The organism is Streptomyces sp. NPDC057253, from assembly GCF_042669125.1.
Lineage (GTDB): Bacteria > Actinomycetota > Actinomycetes > Streptomycetales > Streptomycetaceae > Streptomyces.
On the sequence record NZ_JBHUXV010000247.1, the window covers coordinates 1 to 6,509 of the forward strand.

Genomic DNA, 6,509 nt, shown 5'->3' on the forward strand with positions numbered 1-6,509 from the left:
CACGCCCGCACTGGCGCCGCCGCCACGCCTCGCTCGCCGTACAGGCCTCCGAGGACCGCTGGTATCTCATCAACGCCACCCCCGACATCGGCGACCAGATCGAGGACTGCCCGGCCCTGCATCCCGGTCCCGGTTCGCGGCGGACCCCGATCGCCGGGCTGGTCCTGACCGACGCGGAACTCGACCACACCCTCGGCATCGCCCGGCTCCGCGAAGCCGGCGCCGACGGCCTGGAGTTGCTCACCACCACTCCTGTGCGCGACGCCCTCACCTCCGGGCTGCGCCTGGAGGCCGTCATCGGCCCGTACACCCCACTCACCTGGCGGGACTTACCCCTCCATCGCGCCGAACCACTCATCTCGGATTCGAGAAAGCCCACGGACTCCCAGGACTCCGCCATCACCGTCACCGCGATCCCCATCTCCGCTAAACGCCCCCGCTACGCGGTCGACTTGGCCGGCCTCGGAGCGGATCCCGCGGGAGGGTCCACGGGATCCGTTGATCCATGGGTCGTCGCGCTCCTGCTCACCGACCGCGCCACCGGGGCGAGTGCCGTCTACGCCCCCGCGCTGGCGGCCTGGCCGGACGCCCTGCAGTCCGCGGTCGCCGAAGCCGACTGCGTGATCGTCGACGGCACGTTCTGGGACGACGAGGAACCCCGGCGTACGGGCATCTCCGCACGCACCGCGACCGGCATGGGGCACCTGCCCATCGACGGGCCGGACGGCACGGCGGAGCGTCTGGCTCGGCTCGGCGCCCGCTGTCTCTACACCCACCTGAACAACACCAATCCCCTCGTCGATCCGGACGCCCCGCAGTACAAGCGGCTCGCGGAACGGGGCATCGAGGTGGCCGGCGACGGAATGGTGATCCAACTGTGAGCACAGGCATCGGCACCCGTACCGCAACGGCCTTCGAGGACCGGCTCAGGGCCGTGGCCCGCGACCGCTACCACGACCGCCATCCCTTCAACGTACGCATGCACCAGGGGGAGGTGACGCCCGACGAGGTGCGCCGCTGGATCCTCAACCGATTCCACTACCAGCGGCACATCCCCGTCAAGGACGCCCTCATCCTGGCCAAACTGGACAGCTCGCGGCTCCGCCGCATGTGGCTGCGGCGGATCGAGGACCACGACGGCCGGACCGAGGGAGAAGGCGGAATCGAGCGGTGGCTGAGGCTGGGCGAGGCCGCGGGACTCCACCGAACCGAGCTGTTGTCCGGCAAGGGGGTACTGCCCGGCGTACGCCTGGCGGTGGACGGATATGTCAACTTCTGCCGGCTCCGCTCTCCGCTGGAGGCCGTCGCGGCCTCGCTCACCGAACTGTCCGCCCCGGGCATCATGCGCACACGGATCGCCGCGTTCGAACGCCACTACCGGTGGATCGACGCCGACGGACTCGCGTATTTCCGGGTCCGCGAGACCCAGGGCCGCCAGGACAGCGGGGAGGCCCTCGGCCTCGTACGGGACTGGGCACGCACCGAGGCCGACCAGGAACGAGCGGTGGCCGCCCTCGCCTACAAGTGCGACGTGCTGTGGTCGCTGCTCGACGCGATCGACCACGCCGACGGCAAGGAGCGGCCGTGACCGGGTGGCGGCCGGCGCTGGCGCGCTCGGTCGTTCTTCGCCACGACCGGGTCCGCCGGACGGACCTGCTGGTCCTGCCGGAGCGGGTGGTGGTCCTCAGCGGCCGGGCGCCGGACATCCTCCGGCTGTGCGACGGCCACCGGCAGGTCGCCGAGATCGTCGACGAGCTGACGGAGCGTTTCCCCGACGCCCCCGTGGCGGACGAGGTACCCCGGTTCCTCGACCGGGTACGCGAGGAGGGCTGGCTGCGATGACCCGCCCTCCCGCTCCCTGGGCCCTGCTCGCCGAACTCACCCACGCCTGCCCGCTGTACTGTCCCTACTGTTCCAACCCCCTGGAACTGACCCGCCGTTCCCGCGAACTGTCCACCGAGCAATGGTCGGACGTGCTGCGGCAGGCAGCGGAACTCGGCGTCGTCCACACCCATCTGTCCGGCGGCGAGCCCCTGCTGCGTCCCGACCTGACGTCCATCGTCGCCGCGGCCGAGTCGGCCGGGATCTACACCCAACTGGTCACCAGCGGCGTCGGGTTGAGCGCGGCGAGGATGTCGGCGCTCACCTCCGCCGGGCTGCGCAGCGTCCAGTTGTCGGTGCAGCACGCGGATCCGGCGGCCTCGGACCGGATCGCCGGGCGGCGGTCCTTCGCGGCCAAGGAGCGGGCCGCCGCCGTGGTACGGGCCGCGGGGCTGCCGTTGGGCCTCAACGTCGTCCTGCACCGCGACAACCTCGACGCGATCGACCAGCTCGTGGACCTCGGTGTGGCCTGGGGCGCGGAGCGGATCGAACTGGCCAACGTCCAGTTCTACGGATGGGCGCTGCGCAACCGCACCACACTTCTGCCGACCCGCGACCAGCTCTCCCGCGCCCGGGAGACGGTCGAGCGCAGGCGGGAACAACTGGCGGGCACCACCGAACTGGTGTGGGTGGTGCCGGACTACTTCGACGGCGCGCCGAAGCCGTGCATGGGAGGCTGGGGAGCGGTGTCCCTGACCGTCGCCCCGGACGGCAGCGTCCTGCCGTGCCCCGCGTCCGGGGACCTGCTGGGCCCGGACGTGCCGAACGTGCGGGACCGGTCCCTGGAGTGGATCTGGACCACGTCCCCGGCCTTCAACCGCTACCGCGGCACCGAGTGGATGAGCGGACCCTGCGGCGGCTGCCCGCGCCGGGAGACGGACTTCGGCGGCTGCCGCTGTCAGGCCCACGCGCTCACCGGTGACGCCGCCCGCACCGACCCCGCCTGCGCGCTCTCCCCGGACCACGCCCTCGTACGCGCCCTGGCGGACGCGCCGCCCGCGGAATCCCCGCTCACGGACCCGGCACGCTACGTCTACCGCAGCCCTGGCCCGCCGCCGCACCGGCGTACACGGACCAGGGGCTGAACAGGGTCACTTCGTGATGTGCGTCCTCGTGTTCGGCAAGTCCTCAGAGCATCCCGGAGGGGGCTTCGTCGATGCCGAGCAGAAGCACGCCGTAATCCTCTTCGACGACGTGGGAGGTGAACTGGACGTGCCGCGACCCCACTGCGAAGTCCCGCCAGTACCGCTGCAACGGGTTGGAGCTGTCCAGGCCGGTGGATCCGTGCAGGTCCAGCAAGTCCTCCAGTGCGCTACGGCATTCCCGCACAGCGGCGATCAGATCCATCCGGACTCGCGCACGCTCTTCGGCGGCAAGTACCTCGCCGGGCTGTGTGGCGTCGACTGCGGCGGCGATCCCGAGCATGCGCCGCTCAGCGGTGTCGATCTTGTGCGCGGCGACGGCGAGGTTCCTCCGGGCACCGGGAGAGTCGGCCAGAGTGGGGTGGGCGGGGTTCGGCGATGTCCGCTTGGCAAGGACATTGACCACGATGTCGAGGGCGCCGCGCGCGGCACCCCACAGGGGAGCGAACAGCCCGACCGCGATAGCGATGTTGGATGTCGCAGCGGCGATCCGGGGCAGGTCGACCAGATGAGAATCGGGGACCCACACGTCGCGGCCGACGAGAGTGTGGCTTCCGGTGCCGCACAGTCCCGCCATGTGCCAGTCACGGTCGATGATCAGATCCCGGGTGCGGGCGAACACCGCAGCCGGCTGCGGCGGGCGGTCACCCTCCCCGGGCAGTTGCACGGAAAGTATCGCCCAGTCGGCGAGTTCACATCCCGAGGCGTAGGACCATCGGCCGGAGACGCGCAGCCCGCCGGGCTCACGGACGGCCGTCCCCGGCCGAGCGGACGCACAGGCCACGCTGTCGACATCGCGAAACGCATCCGCGTATGCCTCGTCCGACGTGCCGACCTGCAACACCCGCTTCGCTTCGAGGTTCGTGGCCGCGACCCAGGCCGTCGAGGGGCAGCCGCGTCCGAGTTCAGCCAGGAACCGGACCCTCGTGCTGAGGTCGGCCTCGATCCCTCCATCGGATCGGCGGACGCCCAAGGCGAACGCGCCCGCAGCCCGAGCAGCGGCGGCACTCACGCCGGTGATGCGCCGATCTCGCTCGGTCGCCGCGGCTTCGACCGCTGCTTGCTTCGCCGCCGTACGGGCGGCATCGAGTAAGGGGACGGACGCGCCGTCGATACTTCTGGTCGTCATGCGACAGGCAACTTTCCTTGATCTACATGTATTCCTCTGGTGGCGCCGTCTGCCGGCGCGCGAGCGGGCGGCCTGCTCACCGAGCCGTACGTGCTGTGCGGACTCCGTGCGCCCGGGGGGAGGCGATGTCCAAGCGCACGCCTCCGCCGGGCCCCGCCGCCGCACCGTCTGATCAGGGGCTGTGTGCGGCCGGGTTGCGCGATTGCGGCCAGTGGGACAGGGCCTTCGGGGAGACCCAGGTACTGCCGGGCGGCCCGTTCACCGTTCCCCGTGCACCAGCTCCGGCACTCCGCGCTCACTCACGCTGCCGCGGACTGCGCGAACACCCCCACCCTGCCGACCCAGCCCGGACACACCTCGGTCGCCTCGCCGGCCGACTTTGGCCGCACGCTCGCCTCACAGCCAAAGCATCCTCCACTTCTGCCGACGCGTCAGACTTTGATTCCGAACAGTTTTTCCGCATTTCGGAACGCAATTTTTTCCTTGGCTTCGCGCGGCAAAGCGACTCCCCGGAACCAGTCGGTCTGGGTTTTCATATTCGCAAACGGGTAGTCGGTTGCGAACATCACTCGATCCACGCTTATGTACTTCAGCAGGAGATCTAGGAGTTCAGTCTGGGGGAATGCGCTGGTCGTGAACCAGAAATTGTCGTGGAAATACTGCTCGAACGGCTTGTCCAGGCTCTTCTCGGTCACTTCGCTCATCTTCTCCACGATGCGTTCGTAGAAGAACGGGAGCCCTTCTCCCATGTGGCCGATGATGATCTGGAGCTTGGGATGCCTGTCGAACACCCCTGAGGTGATCATTCGGAGGCACTGAGTAACGACTTCCTGGTGCCATCCATATGCGGAGATGCTGAGAACCTGGTCCTGGAACTCCTTCTGGTATTCCGGCAGCATATTGCTGTAGTAGATCTGGAAAACCTCGTCTGGCGGCAGCCCCGGATGGATGTATATCGGCACATCAAGGGCTTCGGCGCGCGCCAGCAGGGGCTCAAAGTCGGGATGGTCGAGGAATTTCTTCCCGATGATTCCATTGGTCAGACATCCCAGGAAGCCATCTTCCCGAACTGTGCGTTCCAGTTCGTCTGCCGAGGCCTCCGGACTCTGCAGCGGCAAGGTGGCAAATGCCTGAAACCGCCTCGGATGGGTGGCCATCGGCCCATCGACGAGCATCTTGTTGAGACGATACGCAAAATCGATGCCCTTCCGGCCTTTGACATTCTGCACACCGGGCGTATGTGCGGAGAGGACTTGAACGTTGAGCCCCGCCTCATCCATTGCACCGAGGCGGCGCTTCCCGAGCTCGGCAAGACCAGTGTCCTCGAGGAACAGCCTGTCGTTCAGCACCATCAACTCGTGGGTGGAGAAGGTCTCTTCCGTGCCGATGAAGGGCAGGTCCCGGTCTCGCTGCGAATAATCCGTAGTATCGTCCGCTTCCGTGTGGGAGGCAATGGCATGCGTGGACAAGCCGGCGCCAATGCCAAGTGCCGTGCCGGCCAGAAAGCCGCGGCGTCCCATCGTGAGGCGCTTCAGAGGGTTTGCGTTGGACTCCATGTCAGTTTCTCCTCAGGTGTTTGTGTGGTGCGGTATGCGTGCGGCATTCGTCTGCAAGATTCTTCAGATCGCCCCCTTCGTCGTTACCAGGCGCGCCAAGGTGTCCACCCGCGCCGGCCACGCCGGTCCCGCCGAAGCACTGCAGCCGCGTTACACGACGGCGTGGTGCGCGATGGCAACGTTCTCCGGTGCGGATTGGGTCCCGGTCGGGAACGCCGCTACTCGTCCGAACCGGCGCCACCTGGCGGCGCGTGCGTGCATGCCTCGGCCATCCTCAGTACGAGTTGCAGCGCTTGTCTCGATGCCTACTTCCTAGCGAGCGAACCTGAGACGACTGTTAATGCGGTGCTCAGGCCGGTTGGCCAGCCATGTGCCCGGCGCACAGGCCGGCGTTGAGGTCCTGCCCGGTGGACAAGGCCCGGGCGACACAGTCGTCGCGCCGGAGCGGCAACGCCTCGCCTTCCACCCGTCCGTGGGGGAGGTGACGGTGTTGACCCGCGTCCGGTCCACGCGGCCGCGGCGTCGCGGACCTCCGCGCGGTCGACGAGGTGGACGAGGTCGAGCAGGAGCCCACGACCCTCGCAGCAGGTTCGCCGACTGGGTCACCGCGGTGACGACGTCCGGGTCGGGCCGCTCCAGCGTCAACTTCACGCCCGTGCAACGGGTGTTGACGAACCGGTGGTCGTAGCCCAGGTCGCACACGTCCGTGCCGGCGACGTACCGGTGGGCGTCATCGAGGTCCATCAGACCGGAGAACATCTCTCACAGCGCCCTGGTCTGCGGGCCCGGTCGCATCAGGGC

The 6,509-nt window shown here is 68.4% G+C and carries 6 protein-coding genes; 4 read left to right on the plus strand and 2 right to left on the minus strand.

Annotated features, from left to right (window positions below):
• From pqqB to pqqE, 4 genes are all read left to right on the plus strand, one after another.
• Nucleotides 1-881: pyrroloquinoline quinone biosynthesis protein PqqB (gene pqqB / locus ACFULQ_RS48225; protein WP_383557961.1), on the plus strand; the 881-nt coding region annotated here is incomplete at its 5' end.
• Nucleotides 878-1,588: a pyrroloquinoline-quinone synthase PqqC gene (gene pqqC, locus ACFULQ_RS48230; protein WP_383557964.1), complete on the plus strand. Its 711-nt coding sequence runs from the start codon at nucleotides 878-880 to the stop codon at nucleotides 1,586-1,588. The genes pqqB and pqqC, both read left to right, overlap by 4 nt.
• Nucleotides 1,585-1,842 carry a pyrroloquinoline quinone biosynthesis peptide chaperone PqqD gene (pqqD, locus tag ACFULQ_RS48235; protein WP_383557966.1) on the plus strand — a complete coding sequence of 86 codons (258 nt, stop codon included), beginning with the start codon at nucleotides 1,585-1,587 and terminating at the stop codon, nucleotides 1,840-1,842. The genes pqqC and pqqD overlap by 4 nt, the downstream gene beginning before the upstream one ends.
• On the plus strand, nucleotides 1,839-2,966 hold the full coding sequence (gene pqqE, locus ACFULQ_RS48240) for a pyrroloquinoline quinone biosynthesis protein PqqE (RefSeq protein ID WP_383557969.1): 1,128 nt from the start codon (nucleotides 1,839-1,841) through the stop codon (nucleotides 2,964-2,966). Before pqqD ends, pqqE begins: the two co-directional genes overlap by 4 nt.
• A 43-nt stretch (nucleotides 2,967-3,009) precedes the next feature.
• Here pqqE and ACFULQ_RS48245 read toward each other — a convergent pair whose 3' ends face one another.
• The gene (locus tag ACFULQ_RS48245) at nucleotides 3,010-4,152 is read right to left on the minus strand and encodes an acyl-CoA dehydrogenase family protein (RefSeq protein WP_383557972.1); all 1,143 of its coding nucleotides are present in this window, start codon (nucleotides 4,150-4,152) and stop codon (nucleotides 3,010-3,012) included.
• Nucleotides 4,153-4,583: 431 nt separating this feature from the next.
• Nucleotides 4,584-5,708, minus strand: a complete 1,125-nt coding sequence (locus ACFULQ_RS48250) for an amidohydrolase family protein (RefSeq protein ID WP_383557974.1) — start codon at nucleotides 5,706-5,708, stop codon at nucleotides 4,584-4,586.
• Nucleotides 5,709-6,509 lie beyond the last annotated feature (801 nt).

Excerpts from the sequence above, each read along its gene's own strand:
- pqqE (WP_383557969.1), top strand. The coding sequence starts at position 1,839 with ATGACCCGCCCTCCCGCTCCCTGGGCCCTGCTCGCCGAACTCACCCAC.
- ACFULQ_RS48250 (WP_383557974.1), bottom strand. The coding sequence starts at position 5,708 with ATGGAGTCCAACGCAAACCCTCTGAAGCGCCTCACGATGGGACGCCGC.
- ACFULQ_RS48245 (WP_383557972.1), bottom strand. The coding sequence starts at position 4,152 with ATGACGACCAGAAGTATCGACGGCGCGTCCGTCCCCTTACTCGATGCC.